The 13,299-nt window shown below is 63.0% G+C and carries 15 protein-coding genes and 1 pseudogene; 13 read left to right on the top strand and 3 right to left on the bottom strand.

The features are described from left to right. The first annotated feature begins 3 nt into the window (after positions 1–3). From ACN0SW_RS07850 to ACN0SW_RS07790, 13 genes are all read left to right on the top strand, one after another. Positions 4–561 carry an HK97 family phage prohead protease gene (locus ACN0SW_RS07850; protein WP_417727356.1) on the top strand — a complete coding sequence of 186 codons (558 nt, stop codon included), beginning with the start codon at positions 4–6 and terminating at the stop codon, positions 559–561. A 33-nt stretch (positions 562–594) separates the two neighbouring features. Next, complete coding sequence (locus ACN0SW_RS07845; RefSeq protein ID WP_417727355.1) at positions 595–1,776, top strand: phage major capsid protein; 1,182 nt, start codon at positions 595–597, stop codon at positions 1,774–1,776. A 151-nt stretch (positions 1,777–1,927) separates the two neighbouring features. Next, positions 1,928–2,527: a head-tail connector protein gene (locus ACN0SW_RS07840; protein WP_417727354.1), complete on the top strand. Its 600-nt coding sequence runs from the start codon at positions 1,928–1,930 to the stop codon at positions 2,525–2,527. Next, positions 2,527–2,865, top strand: a complete 339-nt coding sequence (locus ACN0SW_RS07835; protein ID WP_417727353.1) for a head-tail adaptor protein — start codon at positions 2,527–2,529, stop codon at positions 2,863–2,865. Before ACN0SW_RS07840 ends, ACN0SW_RS07835 begins: the two co-directional genes overlap by 1 nt. Continuing rightward, on the top strand, positions 2,862–3,275 hold the full coding sequence (locus ACN0SW_RS07830; RefSeq protein WP_417727352.1) for a DUF3168 domain-containing protein: 414 nt from the start codon (positions 2,862–2,864) through the stop codon (positions 3,273–3,275). Before ACN0SW_RS07835 ends, ACN0SW_RS07830 begins: the two co-directional genes overlap by 4 nt. Before the next feature lie 24 nt (positions 3,276–3,299). Beyond that, positions 3,300–3,713, top strand: a complete 414-nt coding sequence (locus ACN0SW_RS07825) for a phage major tail protein, TP901-1 family (protein ID WP_008282342.1) — start codon at positions 3,300–3,302, stop codon at positions 3,711–3,713. A 4-nt stretch (positions 3,714–3,717) separates the two neighbouring features. Further along, positions 3,718–4,041, top strand: a complete 324-nt coding sequence (locus ACN0SW_RS07820) for a gene transfer agent family protein (protein WP_417727351.1) — start codon at positions 3,718–3,720, stop codon at positions 4,039–4,041. After that, positions 4,038–4,244 carry a rcc01693 family protein gene (locus ACN0SW_RS07815; RefSeq protein WP_417727350.1) on the top strand — a complete coding sequence of 69 codons (207 nt, stop codon included), beginning with the start codon at positions 4,038–4,040 and terminating at the stop codon, positions 4,242–4,244. The genes ACN0SW_RS07820 and ACN0SW_RS07815 overlap by 4 nt, the downstream gene beginning before the upstream one ends. Beyond that, positions 4,237–4,896, top strand: a complete 660-nt coding sequence (locus ACN0SW_RS07810; protein ID WP_417727349.1) for a phage tail tape measure protein — start codon at positions 4,237–4,239, stop codon at positions 4,894–4,896. Before ACN0SW_RS07815 ends, ACN0SW_RS07810 begins: the two co-directional genes overlap by 8 nt. Before the next feature lie 13 nt (positions 4,897–4,909). Further along, the gene (locus ACN0SW_RS07805) at positions 4,910–5,542 is read left to right on the top strand and encodes a TIGR02217 family protein (protein WP_417727348.1); all 633 of its coding nucleotides are present in this window, start codon (positions 4,910–4,912) and stop codon (positions 5,540–5,542) included. Then, entirely contained in the window at positions 5,539–6,429 is an 891-nt protein-coding gene (locus ACN0SW_RS07800) for a DUF2163 domain-containing protein (protein ID WP_417727347.1), read from the top strand. Before ACN0SW_RS07805 ends, ACN0SW_RS07800 begins: the two co-directional genes overlap by 4 nt. After that, complete coding sequence (locus ACN0SW_RS07795) at positions 6,426–6,869, top strand: NlpC/P60 family protein (RefSeq protein WP_417727346.1); 444 nt, start codon at positions 6,426–6,428, stop codon at positions 6,867–6,869. The genes ACN0SW_RS07800 and ACN0SW_RS07795 overlap by 4 nt, the downstream gene beginning before the upstream one ends. 3 nt (positions 6,870–6,872) lie before the next feature. Continuing rightward, positions 6,873–10,880, top strand: coding sequence for a baseplate multidomain protein megatron (locus ACN0SW_RS07790; RefSeq protein ID WP_417727345.1), 4,008 nt, complete (start codon positions 6,873–6,875; stop codon positions 10,878–10,880). Positions 10,881–10,954: 74 nt separating this feature from the next. Here the strand turns inward: ACN0SW_RS07790 and ACN0SW_RS07785 are convergent, their stop codons facing one another. From ACN0SW_RS07785 to ACN0SW_RS07775, 3 genes and pseudogenes are all read right to left on the bottom strand, one after another. After that, entirely contained in the window at positions 10,955–11,125 is a 171-nt protein-coding gene (locus ACN0SW_RS07785) for a hypothetical protein (protein ID WP_417727344.1), read from the bottom strand. A 31-nt stretch (positions 11,126–11,156) separates the two neighbouring features. After that, entirely contained in the window at positions 11,157–12,464 is a 1,308-nt protein-coding gene (purB, locus tag ACN0SW_RS07780) for an adenylosuccinate lyase (RefSeq protein WP_417727343.1), read from the bottom strand. Between the two features lie 93 nt (positions 12,465–12,557). Next, positions 12,558–13,299, bottom strand: a pseudogene (locus ACN0SW_RS07775) (type I secretion protein); the annotation flags it as partial.

Below are 13,299 nucleotides of genomic sequence, written 5' to 3'. Positions count from 1 at the left end.
CGGATGGAGATGGATACGGGACTGGAACGCAAGTTTGCGCAGCTCAATGGCGAGACGCTCTGTGTGAGCGAGGCGGGCCAGATCGAGGGCTATGCGAGCCTGTTCGGGACCCCCGATCAGGGTGGCGATATTGTTGAGCGCGGGGCCTATGCGGCCTCGCTCGGGCGTCTGGCCAAGGAGGGGCGGCGGGTCAAGATGCTGTGGCAGCATGATCCGGCGCAGCCGATTGGCATCTGGGACGAGGTGCGTGAGGACGCGCGCGGTCTCTGGGTCAAGGGGCGGCTCTTGGAGAGCGTGGGGCGGGCACGCGAAGCGGCCGCGCTGATCGCGGCGGGAGCGATTGACGGGCTCAGCATCGGGTATCGCACGTTGCGTGCGGTCAAGAATGACAGGGGCCAGCGGCTCTTGACGGAACTGGAGCTGTGGGAGGTGTCGCTGGTGACATTCCCGATGCTGCCCAGTGCGCGGGTGGCGGCCAAGGGTGATGCTTTGGACGCCGGAACCTTGCGCGAGATGGCGGCGGCGTTTGACGCGGCCCGCCGGGAGATGGCGCAGGTGTAGCGCCCGAGCGACGACCCAAACCTGAAGGATGGAATGATGACAACCCAAGCAAAGGCTCGGGCCGGGGATGATCTGTCTCCGGTGGCCGAGGTGAAATCCGCTGTGGCGGGTTTCTTGAGCGAATTCAGCGGCTTTCGGGCCGAACTTCATGATCGACTGCAACAGCAAGAAGAGAAGATGACCATGTTTGAACGCAAATCCATTGCTCTCGTGCGTCCGCATCTGGCGGCGGCCTCTGACGGGGGCGCGCCGCACCGCAAGGCGTTTGACGCCTATCTGCGGGGTGGCGATGATGACGGGCTGCGGGGGCTGGAACTGGAGGGCAAGGCGCTCAATACCGCGATTGCGGGCGAGGGTGGCTATCTTGTCGATCCGCAGACCGCCGAGACGATCCGCTCAGTGCTGAGCACGACGGCGTCGATCCGGGCTGTCGCCAATGTGGTGGCGGTTGAGGCCACCAGCTTTGATGTGTTGGTGGATCACACCGATGTCGGCCATGGCTGGGCAACGGAAAGTGGATCGGTCTCGGAGACCGACACGCCGGTGATCGACCGCATCAGCATCCCGCTGCATGAGTTGAGCGCGCTGCCCAAGGCCAGCCAGCGGTTGCTGGATGACAGTGCGTTCGACGTTGAGGGGTGGCTGGCGGGGCGGATCGCCGACAAGTTCGCGCGCGCTGAGGCGGCGGCCTTTGTGTCAGGTGACGGGCTGGACAAGCCGCGCGGGTTTCTGACGCATCCCAGCGTGGATGATGATGTCTGGGTCTGGGGCAATCTGGGGTATGTGCCCACAGGGGTTGCGGGCGCGATTTCCGGGCCTGATCCGATTGTTGACCTGGTCTATGCCTTGGGGGCGCAATACCGCGCCAATGGCACCTTTGTGATGAATTCCAAGACCGCAGGCACCATTCGCAAGATGAAGGATGCCGATGGGCGGTTTTTGTGGTCGGATGGTCTGGCTGCCGGAGAACCTGCGCGGCTGATGGGATACCCGGTGCTGATCGCCGAGGATATGCCCGACATCGCAATCGGGGCCAATGCCATCGCCTTTGGCGATTTCCATGCAGGCTATACGGTGGCCGAGCGCCCCGATCTGCGGGTGTTGCGCGATCCCTACAGCGCCAAGCCGCATGTGCTCTTTTACGCGACCAAGCGCGTGGGTGGCGATGTGTCTGACTTCAAGGCGATCAAACTCTTGAAATTCGCCGTCTCGTAAAGGCGCGGCGAGAGGGCGGGGGTGTGGTGGCCCTCGTCCTGAGGCGCGTGCTGTTCGGGCGAGGCGTTGCTTAGCTGTCCCCTCCGTCCGGGCAACGCCGGATGGCGCGCGCCTGAACCATCGGGGGGGCCGGGATAAATGGAGTAGGTCCATGATGTTAATCGAAGAAACCGCGGTGCCCCCGACCGCGCTGCCGCTGGCGGAATTCAAGGCGCATCTGCGGCTGGGCACGGGGTTTGCGGATGACGATATCCAGGACCCGGTTCTGGAAAGCTTTCTGCGTGCGGCCTTGGCTGGGATCGAGGGGCGCACCGGCAAGGTGCTGATGGAGCGAGCGTTTTCATGGGCGTTGCGCGAGTGGCGGGATACAACGGGGCAGGCACTTCCGGTGGCGCCGGTCAGTGCCGTCCTGAGCCTGAGCCTGCGCAACCGGGACGATGAGGTCGAGGTGATTGATCCCGCGCTCTACCGGCTGGAACAGGATGCGCACCGTCCCGTGTTGCGGCCCATGGGGAGAGTTTTACCGACGATAGAACGAGGCGGTGTGGCTGAAATCCGGTTTCGCGCAGGCTATGGCGCGGCTTGGGGAAATCTGCCGGCCGATCTGGCGCAGGCGGTGCTGATGCTGGCGGCGCATTACTACGAATACCGGCATGAAACCGGGCTGAGCAGCGGCTGTATGCCTTTTGGCGTGGCCAGCCTGATTGAGCGCTATCGCACGGTGCGGCTGTTGGGCGGGGGCGCGCGGTGATGGCGCGCCCAAGGCTCAATCGCAAGCTGGTGCTGGAGGCGGCGGTGCGTTTGCCCGATGGCGCGGGCGGGGTCACGCAACGCTGGGACGTGCGCGGCACGATTTGGGGACATGTCAGCGCGCGCACGGGGCGCGAGGCAGAGGCCGTGGGTGTGAGCGTGGCGCGGGCCGGGTATCGAATCACGGTCCGCTCCGCGCCGCAAGGGGCTGCCTCGCGGCCAGAGGCCGGGCAGCGGTTGCGGGATGGTGCCCGGATTTTCGCGATCCTGTCGGTGACAGAGGCGGATGCGGATGGGCGATACCTGAGCCTCTGGTCGCAAGAGGAGGTGGTGCAATGAGCTATGGTATGGCGGCGGGATTGCAGGCGGCGATCTATCAGCGGCTGGTGCAGGATGCGGCGCTGAGCGCGCTGGTGGGTGGCGCAATCCATGATGCGGTGCCGCCCGGTCGGGTGCCACCGCTTTACGTCACGCTGGGCCCTGAGGAGGTGCGCGAGCGTGGCGATGGCAGCGCAGGTGGCGCGCTGCATCGGTTCGCCGTGACGGTGGTGAGCGAGAGCGCCGGCTTTCAGCAGGCCAAGGCGGTGGCAGGTGCTGTCAGCGATGCGCTGGTGGGGGCCGAACTTATGCTGGTGCGCGGGCAAGTGACGCGCCTGAGTTTTCTGCGTGCCCGCGCCCGACGGGAAACAGCCGGGCAGGCGCGGCGGATCGACCTGACTTTTCAGGCGCGCGTGGACGATGGCATCTAACCTTTAATCTCTGGAGTGAAGACTATGGCGGTACAGAATGGCAAGGATTTGCTGGTCAAGATCGACCTAAACGGCAGTGGCAATTTTCAGACGGTGGCGGGGTTGCGTGCCACGCGCGTCAGTTTCAATGCCGAGAGTGTGGATGTCACAAGCCTCGAGTCAGCAGGGGGCTGGCGCGAGTTGCTGGCTGGTGCGGGTGTGAAATCCGCGAGCATCAGTGGCTCTGGCATTTTTCGCGACGCGACAAGCGATGCACGGGCGCGGCAGATTTTCTTTGATGGGGAAATGCCGGATTTTCAGGTGGTTATCCCCGACTTTGGAACCATAGAGGGACCGTTTCAGGTGACGGCCATTGAATATGGCGGCACGCATGATGGCGAGGCCACCTATGAGCTGGCGCTCGCTTCTGCGGGGCAGCTGACCTTTACGGTGCTGTGATCCGATGGCCAACCCTTGGGCGGGCGAGGTGGCGCTGGTGATCGCCGGTGAGCGGCAGGTGATGCGGCTCACGCTTGGTGCATTGGCCGAGTTGGAGGCGGGGTTGGAGCGCGGGTCGCTGGTTGATCTGGTGGCGCGGTTCGAGGGCGGTGCGTTCTCTACCCGCGATGTGCTGGCGCTGATCGTGGCCGGGTTGCGCGGGGGCGGATGGCGCGGGTCGACGGCGGATTTGCTGAGCGCCGACATTGAAGGCGGGCCCATGGCGGCGGCGCGGGCGGCGGCAGAATTGCTGGCGCGGGCCTTTGCCTTGCCGGAAGCCAGCGCATGAGCGGGCGGTTTGATTGGCCTGCTTTGATGCGTGCCGGGATGCAGCGGCTGGGCCTGCGCCCTGCGGAATTCTGGGCGCTGACGCCGGTTGAATTTCGGTTGATGCTGGGCGAGCGGCAAGGCGTTCCACCGATGGCGCGAGACGGGTTGGAGGCGCTCTTGCGCGCCTTTCCAGACAGACAAGGAGAGATGAGCGATGGATGAGCTGGACCGCGTGGATGAGTTGGAGGCGCAGATTGCGGCGCTTGATGATGCCATGGGGCAGACGACGAGCATGGCCGCAGCCTTTGGCGCGGAACTGGCGCGGGTGCGGGGCGGGTTCGCGAGCGCCGGGCAGGATGTGCAGACGTTGGAGCGGGGGCTGAGCCGTGGCCTGCGTGGCGCAATTCGAGGGGCCGTGCTGGATGGCGACAGCCTGTCGGACAGTCTGCGCCGGCTGGCTTTGAGCATGGTCAATACCGCATTCAACGACGCGACGCGCCCGGTGACGGATCAATTGGGGGGGCTGATTTCACAGGGGATTGGTAGCCTCGTGGGTGGGCTTTTCCCCTTTGCCAAGGGGGCGAGTTTTGCTCAGGGCCGGGTGCAGCCCTTTGCCAATGGTGGGGTGGTGAGTGGCCCGGTCACCTTTCCGATGCGGGGCGGCACGGGACTGATGGGCGAGGCCGGGCCAGAGGCAATCATGCCGCTCAGCCGAGGGCCGGACGGGCGCTTGGGTGTGCGCGCGCAGGGCGGTGGGACGGTGAGCGTGGTGATGAACATCCAGACGCCTGATGCCGAAGGGTTTCGCCGTTCTCAGGGGCAGATCGCGGCGCAATTGGGTCGCGTGATCGGGCGCGGTGGGCGCAATCGCTGAAAGGGAGAGGGACATGGGATTTCACGAGATCAGATTTCCGTCGAGTCTGAGTTTCGGCTCGCTTGGCGGTCCGGAACGGTTGACGGATATCGTCACCCTCGCCAACGGGTTCGAGGAGCGCAACACGCCGTGGGCGCAGTCGCGCAGGCGCTATGATGCTGGCGTGGCGCTGCGGTCCCTGGACGATATCGAGGCGTTGATTGCGTTCTTTGAGGCGCGGCGGGGGCAGCTTTTCGGGTTTCGCTGGAAGGATTGGACCGATTTCAAATCGGGCCGGGCCAAGGCCGCACCGGATTACCGCGATCAGGAGATCGGGGTGGGGGATGATGCCACGGTGTCGTTTCAGTTGTTCAAAACCTATCGCTCGGGCGAGCAGGTGGCGCTCCGGCCTATTGTGAAGCCGGTCAAGGGAACGGTGCGCATTGGCCTGTCGAATGATGAGATGCAGGAAGGTTTACATTACGAGGTCGACAGCGCCACCGGGATCGTCACCTTTTCCGAACCACCCAATCGGGGTGTGCCGGTCACGGCGGGCTATGAGTTTGACGTGCCGGTGCGGTTCGATACCGACCGCATTCAAACCAGCCTGGCCAGTTTTCAGGCCGGAGAGGTGCCCAATGTGCCGGTGGTGGAGATCCGGGTATGACCGGTTTGAATGCGGCGCTGGAGGCGCATTTGAAGACAGGGGTTACGACCACCTGTCGGGCTTGGGCGTTGACGCGGCGCGACGGGGAGGTGATGGGATTTACCGATCACGACCGGGCGTTGGTGTTCGAGGGCGTGGAATTTCGCCCCGATACCGGGCTGAGCGCGTTGGCGTTGCAGCAAACCACGGGATTGTCGGTGGACAATACCGAGGCATTGGGGGCGCTTAGTGATGCTGCAATCCGCGAGGCGGATATTGAGGCCGGGCGCTATGACGGGGCGGAATTGCGCGCCTGGCTGGTGAATTGGCAGGATGTAGATGCGCGCAGCCTGATTTTTCGCGGCACGATTGGCGAGTTGCGACGGGCCGGTGGTGCGTTTGAGGCGGAGTTGCGAGGGTTAACGGACGCGCTCAACGTGCCGCTTGGACGGGTGTATCAGAAGAGTTGCAGTGCCATTCTGGGGGATCGTGATTGCACCTTTGATCTGGAAACGCCGGGGTATGTGGCCGAACGTGTAGCTGAGGGGATCGAAGAAAACCGGGTGTTTCGCTTTGCCGAGATGAGTGGGTTTGCTGAAGATTGGTTTCGCCATGGCGTGATCCGGGTGCAGAGCGGTACGGCGACAGGGCTGATCGGGCTGATCAAGCGGGACCGAGTGGAGGGAGCCGGGCGGGTCATTGAGCTGTGGCATCCTATCGGCGCGCAGGTGGCGTCTGGGGATGCGCTGCGGATCGAGGCTGGCTGTGACAAACGGATGGTGACCTGTCAGTTAAAGTTCGATAACATTTTGAATTTTCAAGGGTTTCCGGATATTCCCGGTGATGATTGGACGATTACAGACCCCACCAAAGCCCAGCGTCTGGATGGCGAGAGCCGTCGCAGATGAGCGGGCAAGGAGAGCGGATCGTTGGCGCGGCGCGTGGCTGGATTGGCACGCCTTACCGGCATCAGGCGGCGTGCCGGGGGACCGGGTGCGATTGTCTGGGGCTCATTCGCGGGCTCTGGCGAGAGATCAAAGGGGCCGAGCCAGAGCGCCCGCCCGCCTATTCTATGGATTGGTCCGAGGCCGCGCGCCACGAAGCGTTGTGGCAGGCGGCAGCGCGGCATCTGATGACGAAACCACTGAGCGATGAGGCGGCCGGCGATGTGATCCTGTTTCGGATGCGCGCAGGGGCAGTGGCCAAGCATCTGGGGGTGGTCGCAGAGATCGGTGCGCGGGGCTCATTCGTTCACGCCTATTCGGGGCATGGCGTGGTCGAAACCGCGCTGAGCGCTCCTTGGCGGCGGCGTATTGTAGCGCGGTTCGAATTTCCCAAGGAGGGGTAAGCCATGGCAACCATTTTGTTATCTGCTGCAGGGGCGGCAATTGGCGGGGCTGTTGGTGGCACCGCGCTTGGTCTGTCGTCGGTGGCGATCGGGCGGTTTGCCGGTGCGGTCATCGGTCGTTCGATTGATCAGCGGTTGCTTGGTCAGGGGTCCGAGGTGGTCGAGACCGGGCGCGTGAGCAGGCTCCGGCTGACTGGTGCAGGCGAGGGGGATGCGATCCCGCAGGTTTACGGGCGCATGCGCGTGGGCGGGCAGGTGATCTGGGCAACGGAATTTCGGGAAAATGTCACTGTGACGCCCGGAAACCGGGGCGGAGGCAAGGGCACGCCCCGCCCTGCAACCCCAACGACGCGGGCGATCAGCTATTCGGTCAGTCTGGCCCTCGCGCTCTGTGAAGGAGAGATCACCCGCGTCGCGCGGGTTTGGGCGGATGGCACAGAGATTTCGCCAATCAGTCTCAATATGCAGGTCTACAAGGGCACGCGCGATCAGGTGCCTGATCCAAAGATCGAGGCGGTGGAGGGGGCAGGCAATGTACCTGCCTATCGCGGCACCGCATATGTGGTGATCGAGGATCTGGATATAAGCCAGTTCGGCAACCGGGTGCCGCAGTTCAGTTTTGAGGTGTGTCGCGCGTCGCAGGCGGGGCTGCCGGGGGCGGATTTGGACCCGGTGCGCGCGGTGCGGGGCGTGGCGCTCTTGCCTGGTACCGGGGAATATGCGTTGGCGACCTCGCCCGTCACGATGAATTTCGGCTTTGGCTCTGGGGGGATTGCCAACATCAACAGCCCGTCCGAGCGTTCGGATATGGCCACGGCACTGGAGGCGCTGGTCGAGGAATTGCCCGGCTGCGGAGCGGTATCGCTGATTGTGAGCTGGTTCGGTGACGATCTGCGGTGTGGTTCGTGCCGGATCAGGCCACGGGTGGAGCAAAAGCAGTTCGAGGCGTCCAATATGCCATGGCAGGTTTCAAACCTGTTGCGCGCGCAGGCCGGAGAAGTGCCGAAGGATGCCAATGGGCGCGAGGTTTATGGTGGCACGCCCACGGATCAGGCCGTGATAGAGGCCATTCTGGCTCTCCAGCAGGCGGGGCAAGAGGTGCTCTATTACCCGTTCATCCTGATGGAGCAGATGCCGGGTAACGGGTTGCCCGATCCGTGGAGCACGGCGCAGGATCAGGCAGTGTTGCCGTGGCGCGGGCGCATCACCACCTCAAAGGTGCCGGGGCAGGTGGGCAGCCCTGATGGCACGGGGCTGGCCGAGGCAGAGGTGGCAGCGTTCTTTGGCACGGTGCGGGCGTCGGATTTCACGGTTACGCCGGTTGCGGCGCAGGTGGTGCAGGCGAGCGGCACCGGGGTTCTTGATCTGTTGAGCTTTGGTGGTGCGGTCAAGGTTAGCCCTGTGGCCTATCATGGCCCCGATGAATGGTCCTATCGGCGGTTCATTCTGCATCAGGCGGCGCTTTGTGCCGCTGTCGGCGGCGTCGAGAGTTTCTGTATTGGATCGGAGATGCGCGGCCTCACGCAGATCAGAGGGGCTGATAACAGCTTTCCGGCGGTGGCGCAGTTGCGGGATCTGGCGGCGGAGGTTCGCGACCTGCTCGGACCAGAGGTCAAGATCAGCTATGCTGCGGATTGGTCGGAATATTTCGGCTATCAGCCGGGAAACGGGGATCGGTTCTTTCACCTCGATCCGCTGTGGGCGGACCAGAATATCGATTTCATCGGCATCGACAATTACATGCCTCTGTCGGATTGGCGTGAGGGGGATGCGCATCTGGATGCCGAGGTTTGGCCGTCGCTCTATGACCTTGATTATCTGCAAGCCAACATCGAGGGTGCAGAGGGCTATGACTGGTTTTACCCATCGGAAGAAGCGCGCGCGGCGCAACGGCGGGTGCCTATCACCGACGAGGATTACGGAGAGCCGTGGGTCTGGCGGTTCAAAGATCTGCAAGGCTGGTGGAAAAACCGGCATTTCGAACGTGTGGGGGGAGAGCGGAGCGCCACGCCTACCGCATGGGTGCCGCAATCCAAACCGATCCGCTTTACCGAATATGGCTGTGCGGCAGTGGATAAGGGGACCAATGAGCCCAACAAATTCCTGGATCCCAAATCCTCTGAGTCGAGCCTGCCGCGCCATTCCACGGGACAGCGGGATGAGCTGATTCAATTGCAATATTTGCGGGCCATGGTCGGGTATTGGAATGATCCTGTCCACAACCCACTCTCGGAGGAGTTCGAGGGGCGGATGCTGGATATGGATCACGCCTATGTCTGGGCTTGGGATGCGCGGCCTTATCCGAATTTTCCGGGCAATCTGGACCTGTGGTCGGATGGCGCGAATTATGCGCGCGGACATTGGATCAGCGGGCGGGTCAGCGGGCGGCGGCTTGAGGAGGTGATTGCCGAAGTGGCAACGCGCGCCGGAGTGAGTGCGTACGAGGCCCGCCGCGCAGAGGGGTTTGTGCGCGGCTATCTGGCGGATCAGGTCAGCGAAGCCCGATCCACCCTGCAGCCCCTGATGCTGGCGTATGGGGTGGATGCGATCGAGCGGGATGGCCTGCTGCAGTTTCGCCTGCGTGATGGGAAGGTGGATCATGCGGTCGCTCTCGATCTGGTGGTACGTGATCCGGAACTGGGGGGCGTGATCGAGGATTTGCGCGGCAGCGATCTGGAACTGGCAGGGAGGGTCCGGTTGCGGTTTCTGGATGCGGATGCGGATTACGAGGCAATCGCTGAAGAGGCCATTCTGCCCGATGAGGTGACCCATGCGGTGGCGACCTCGGAAATGCCGCTGGCGTTGACACGGGCTGAGGGGCGGCAATTGGTGGAGCGGTGGCTGTCAGAGGCCCGAGTGTCCATCGACACGCTGCGCCTGACCTTGCCGCCGTCGCAATTGCGGGCAGGGGCCGGGGATGTGATCGGCTTGCCCAAGGGTCAGGGGGGCGCGCGGTTTCGGATCGACCGGGTCGAGCAGATGGGCAATGCGCAGCGCGTTGATGCAGTGCGGATCGACCCCGAGAGTTACCGCCCCATTCTGATCGAGGACCGCCCGGAACGGCTGCGCCCCTTTGTGGCGCCGGGACCGGTGACGCCGGTGTTTCTGGATTTGCCGTTGATGACCGGCGAGGAAGTCCCGCATGCCCCGCATATTGCGGTCTTGGCCAATCCTTGGCCCGGCACGGCCGCGGTTTATTCCTCGGCCGAGGATGCGAACTATCGGCTCAATACGCTGGTCGCGGCGCGGGCCAGTGTGGGGGTGACGCAAACGCCGCTCTTGCCCGCCGCTATGGGCCGGATTGATCGGGGCGATGGTCTCTTTGTGCAGATGCGTTTTGGCACATTGGAGAGTGTGAGCGATGCGGCGCTGCTTAATGGGGCCAATCTCTGCGCAATTGGCGATGGCACACCGGGAGCATGGGAGTTGTTTCAGTTCCGAGATGCGGATCTGGTGGCGCCAGAAACCTATGTCTTGCGGCACCGGCTGCGCGGGCAATTGGGCACGGAGCGGGCAGGCGGGGGCGTTTGGCCCGAGGGGTCACTTTTTGTGCGGCTCAACGGCGTACCGCAGCAGATCGACCTGACCGAAGCTCAGCGAGGGCAGGCGTTGCATTACCGGATCGGGCCGGGGGGACGGTCGGTGGAAGATCCGAGTTTCGCGCACGCGGTCATCGCTTTTGACGGGATCGGGCTGCGGCCTTATGCGCCGGTGCATTTGCGGGTTGATGAGGTGGGTGGTGATCTGAGCGTGGCATGGGTCCGGCGGACGCGGATCGGTGGGGATCGCTGGGACACGCCTGAGGTGCCGCTTGGCGAAGAAACCGAGCGTTATCTCTTGCGGGTGATGCGGGGGACGCAGATCCTGCGCGAGGTCATTCAGGAGCGCGCAGAATGGGTTTATCCGGCGGCGGCGCGCATGGCCGACGGGCCAGATGCGGGCAAGCGGATTGCGGTGGCGCAGGTCTCGGCCAGTTTCGGACCCGGTACATTTGCCACGCGTGATCTGTGAGGCGCGCGCGCTATATTTGAGTATTTACAGAACGGTGAAGCAGGGGCGGGGAATTCTCCCGTCCCGATTCCACATCAGCTCGAGGTTTGTGGCATGCAGCTGTTCGTTGTGGCATCCCATGCCGTGCCCGCAACGCAGGAAATCGCCTGTTTCTGCTTGCTGTAGGCACAGCCGCCCGTCGCCAGCGCCAAGCTGGGCGTGACGACAAGCGCAAGGGCGGCCAATCCGAATTTCAACTTCATCATATGTCCCCCTGTTGGACAGGGGGACAGCCTATCACGACTCCCCGAAAACCCGGCGGAAAATGGTGTCCACATGCTTGGTGTGATAGCCCAAGTCGAATTTTTCATCAATTTCTGCGGGGGAGAGGGCGGCTGTGACCTCGGCGTCATTCAGCAACTCGGTCTTGAAGTCACAGCCTGTCTCCCAGACCTTGAGCGCGTTGCGCTGTACGAGGCGATAGGCGTCCTCGCGGCTGACACCGGCCTGAGTGAGGGCCAAAAGGACGCGCTGCGACATGACAAGGCCGGGAAACTTGTTCATGTTGGCCATCATGTTGTCGGGATAGACCAACAGTTTGTCGATCACATTGGTCAGGCGCGCGAGTGCAAAATCGAGGGTGATCGTAGCATCCGGGCCAATCATGCGCTCGACCGAACTGTGCGAAATGTCGCGTTCGTGCCAGAGGGCCACGTTTTCCATGGCGGGCGCCACGGCCATGCGCACAAGGCGGGCAAGGCCCGTGAGGTTCTCGGTCAGGACCGGGTTTTTCTTGTGCGGCATGGCCGACGAGCCCTTTTGCCCCATCGAGAAGAATTCGGCAGCTTCTAGCACTTCGGTCCGTTGCATGTGGCGGATTTCGATGGCCACATTCTCGATTGAAGAGGCGACAACGCCGAGCGTGGCAAAGAAGGCAGCGTGGCGGTCGCGCGGGATCACTTGTGTGCTGATCGGCTCTGGTGTCAGGCCAAGCTGGGCGCAGACATGTTCCTCGACGCGGGGATCGACATTGGCGAAGGTGCCGACTGCGCCGGAAATGGCGCCGGTCGCAATCTCTTCGCGTGCGGTGTGCAGACGGCGCAGGTTGCGCTGCATCTCGGCGTAGAACCGGGCAAAGGTCAGGCCCATCGTGGTCGGCTCGGCATGAATGCCGTGGCTGCGGCCGATGCGCAGCGTGTCTTTATGCTCATAGGCGCGACGCTTGAGCGCGGCCAAAAGCCCCTCCATATCGGCAATCAGGATGTCTGCCGCCCGGGTCAGCTGAATATTGAAACAGGTGTCGAGCACATCCGAAGACGTCATGCCTTGATGCACGAACCGTGCTTCGTCCGAGCCTACATGCTCGGCGAGATGGGTGAGAAAAGCGATGACGTCATGCTTGGTTTCGGCCTCAATCTCGTCGATGCGCGCGACATCGAACTCCACGTCCTTGGCTTTCCACACGGCGCTGGCATTTTCGCGCGGGATCACGCCCAGATCGGCCATGGCATCGCAGGCATGGGCCTCGATCTCGAACCAGATGCGGAATTTGGTGGCGGGTTCCCAGATGGAGACCATGGCAGGGCGGGAATAGCGGGGAATCATGCGGCGATCCTTGATCTGTCGAAAAGGAGGGTTCGCCGCGCTTGTAGTGCCTGCGGTGCAGCGCGGCAACCCGCTCTGCTATGGCTGGAGGGATCAGGCAGCCAAAAGCAGGATGGGCAAGAAGGCGAGGGCCAGAGCACCAAAGCCAAAGTCACCGCCGCCGCCTTCGTCTGCTTCGGCGGGAAGGGCTGCGTCTTGAGGATCTTCGCGTGGTTCTTCGGTCGTGGAAAGGGTTTCGATCAGATTTTCACCTGCATCCGGTGCACTTGCATCGGAGTGTACGAAGTCCGAAAAGTTCAGCACATTGTCGGGCAGTTCCGGATCGATCAAATCGGGGATTTCCGTTGCACTTTGGCTCAGGGTGGCGACCTCGGCACTAAAGGTCGGGTTGAACATCTCAATCACAAGGATTTCGTATGGCGCGAGATCAGCAACCAGAATGCCATCTTCAATCAAGTCATCCGGGTTTTCTTCGGTCACGACGGGCTCTGCCGTCGAGAGGCTTGGGTTGTCGCCGTCTGCCACGCCGAGGCGCGTGATGGAAACATCGCCCATATCCCGCAGGATATGCAGGAAATCCACGACTTGCTCGCTGGATTCGTCGCTGGTGGACGCAATAAAGGTCACCAGACGGTCAGGCGCATAAAATAAATGCACGTCGGCGGTTTCGCCCGAAGCTTCGGTTTCGCGGCCATCGTTATCGGCAAGGGTAAGCGAGCGGGTGCCGGGCAGGGTTTCGTTCATCAGCCGGAACATTTCGCCGGGGACGCGGATATCGCCATCTCCCTCGCCATCGGCCAGCCCTGTGCGGCTGTTCATCTGGAGCGGCCAGACA

Origin of the sequence: Roseovarius sp., from assembly GCF_048262375.1 — a bacterium.
GTDB lineage: Bacteria > Pseudomonadota > Alphaproteobacteria > Rhodobacterales > Rhodobacteraceae > Roseovarius.
Note: the sequence above shows the minus strand (reverse complement) of the source record. Positions and strands in the feature narration are given on the sequence as shown.

Excerpts from the sequence above, each read along its gene's own strand:
- ACN0SW_RS07850 (WP_417727356.1), top strand. The coding sequence starts at position 4 with ATGGAGATGGATACGGGACTGGAACGCAAGTTTGCGCAGCTCAATGGC.
- ACN0SW_RS07845 (WP_417727355.1), top strand. The coding sequence starts at position 595 with ATGATGACAACCCAAGCAAAGGCTCGGGCCGGGGATGATCTGTCTCCG.
- ACN0SW_RS07840 (WP_417727354.1), top strand. The coding sequence starts at position 1,928 with ATGATGTTAATCGAAGAAACCGCGGTGCCCCCGACCGCGCTGCCGCTG.
- ACN0SW_RS07835 (WP_417727353.1), top strand. The coding sequence starts at position 2,527 with ATGGCGCGCCCAAGGCTCAATCGCAAGCTGGTGCTGGAGGCGGCGGTG.
- ACN0SW_RS07830 (WP_417727352.1), top strand. The coding sequence starts at position 2,862 with ATGAGCTATGGTATGGCGGCGGGATTGCAGGCGGCGATCTATCAGCGG.
- ACN0SW_RS07825 (WP_008282342.1), top strand. The coding sequence starts at position 3,300 with ATGGCGGTACAGAATGGCAAGGATTTGCTGGTCAAGATCGACCTAAAC.
- ACN0SW_RS07820 (WP_417727351.1), top strand. The coding sequence starts at position 3,718 with ATGGCCAACCCTTGGGCGGGCGAGGTGGCGCTGGTGATCGCCGGTGAG.
- ACN0SW_RS07815 (WP_417727350.1), top strand. The coding sequence starts at position 4,038 with ATGAGCGGGCGGTTTGATTGGCCTGCTTTGATGCGTGCCGGGATGCAG.
- ACN0SW_RS07810 (WP_417727349.1), top strand. The coding sequence starts at position 4,237 with ATGGATGAGCTGGACCGCGTGGATGAGTTGGAGGCGCAGATTGCGGCG.
- ACN0SW_RS07805 (WP_417727348.1), top strand. The coding sequence starts at position 4,910 with ATGGGATTTCACGAGATCAGATTTCCGTCGAGTCTGAGTTTCGGCTCG.
- ACN0SW_RS07800 (WP_417727347.1), top strand. The coding sequence starts at position 5,539 with ATGACCGGTTTGAATGCGGCGCTGGAGGCGCATTTGAAGACAGGGGTT.
- ACN0SW_RS07795 (WP_417727346.1), top strand. The coding sequence starts at position 6,426 with ATGAGCGGGCAAGGAGAGCGGATCGTTGGCGCGGCGCGTGGCTGGATT.
- ACN0SW_RS07790 (WP_417727345.1), top strand. The coding sequence starts at position 6,873 with ATGGCAACCATTTTGTTATCTGCTGCAGGGGCGGCAATTGGCGGGGCT.
- ACN0SW_RS07785 (WP_417727344.1), bottom strand. The coding sequence starts at position 11,125 with ATGATGAAGTTGAAATTCGGATTGGCCGCCCTTGCGCTTGTCGTCACG.
- purB (WP_417727343.1), bottom strand. The coding sequence starts at position 12,464 with ATGATTCCCCGCTATTCCCGCCCTGCCATGGTCTCCATCTGGGAACCC.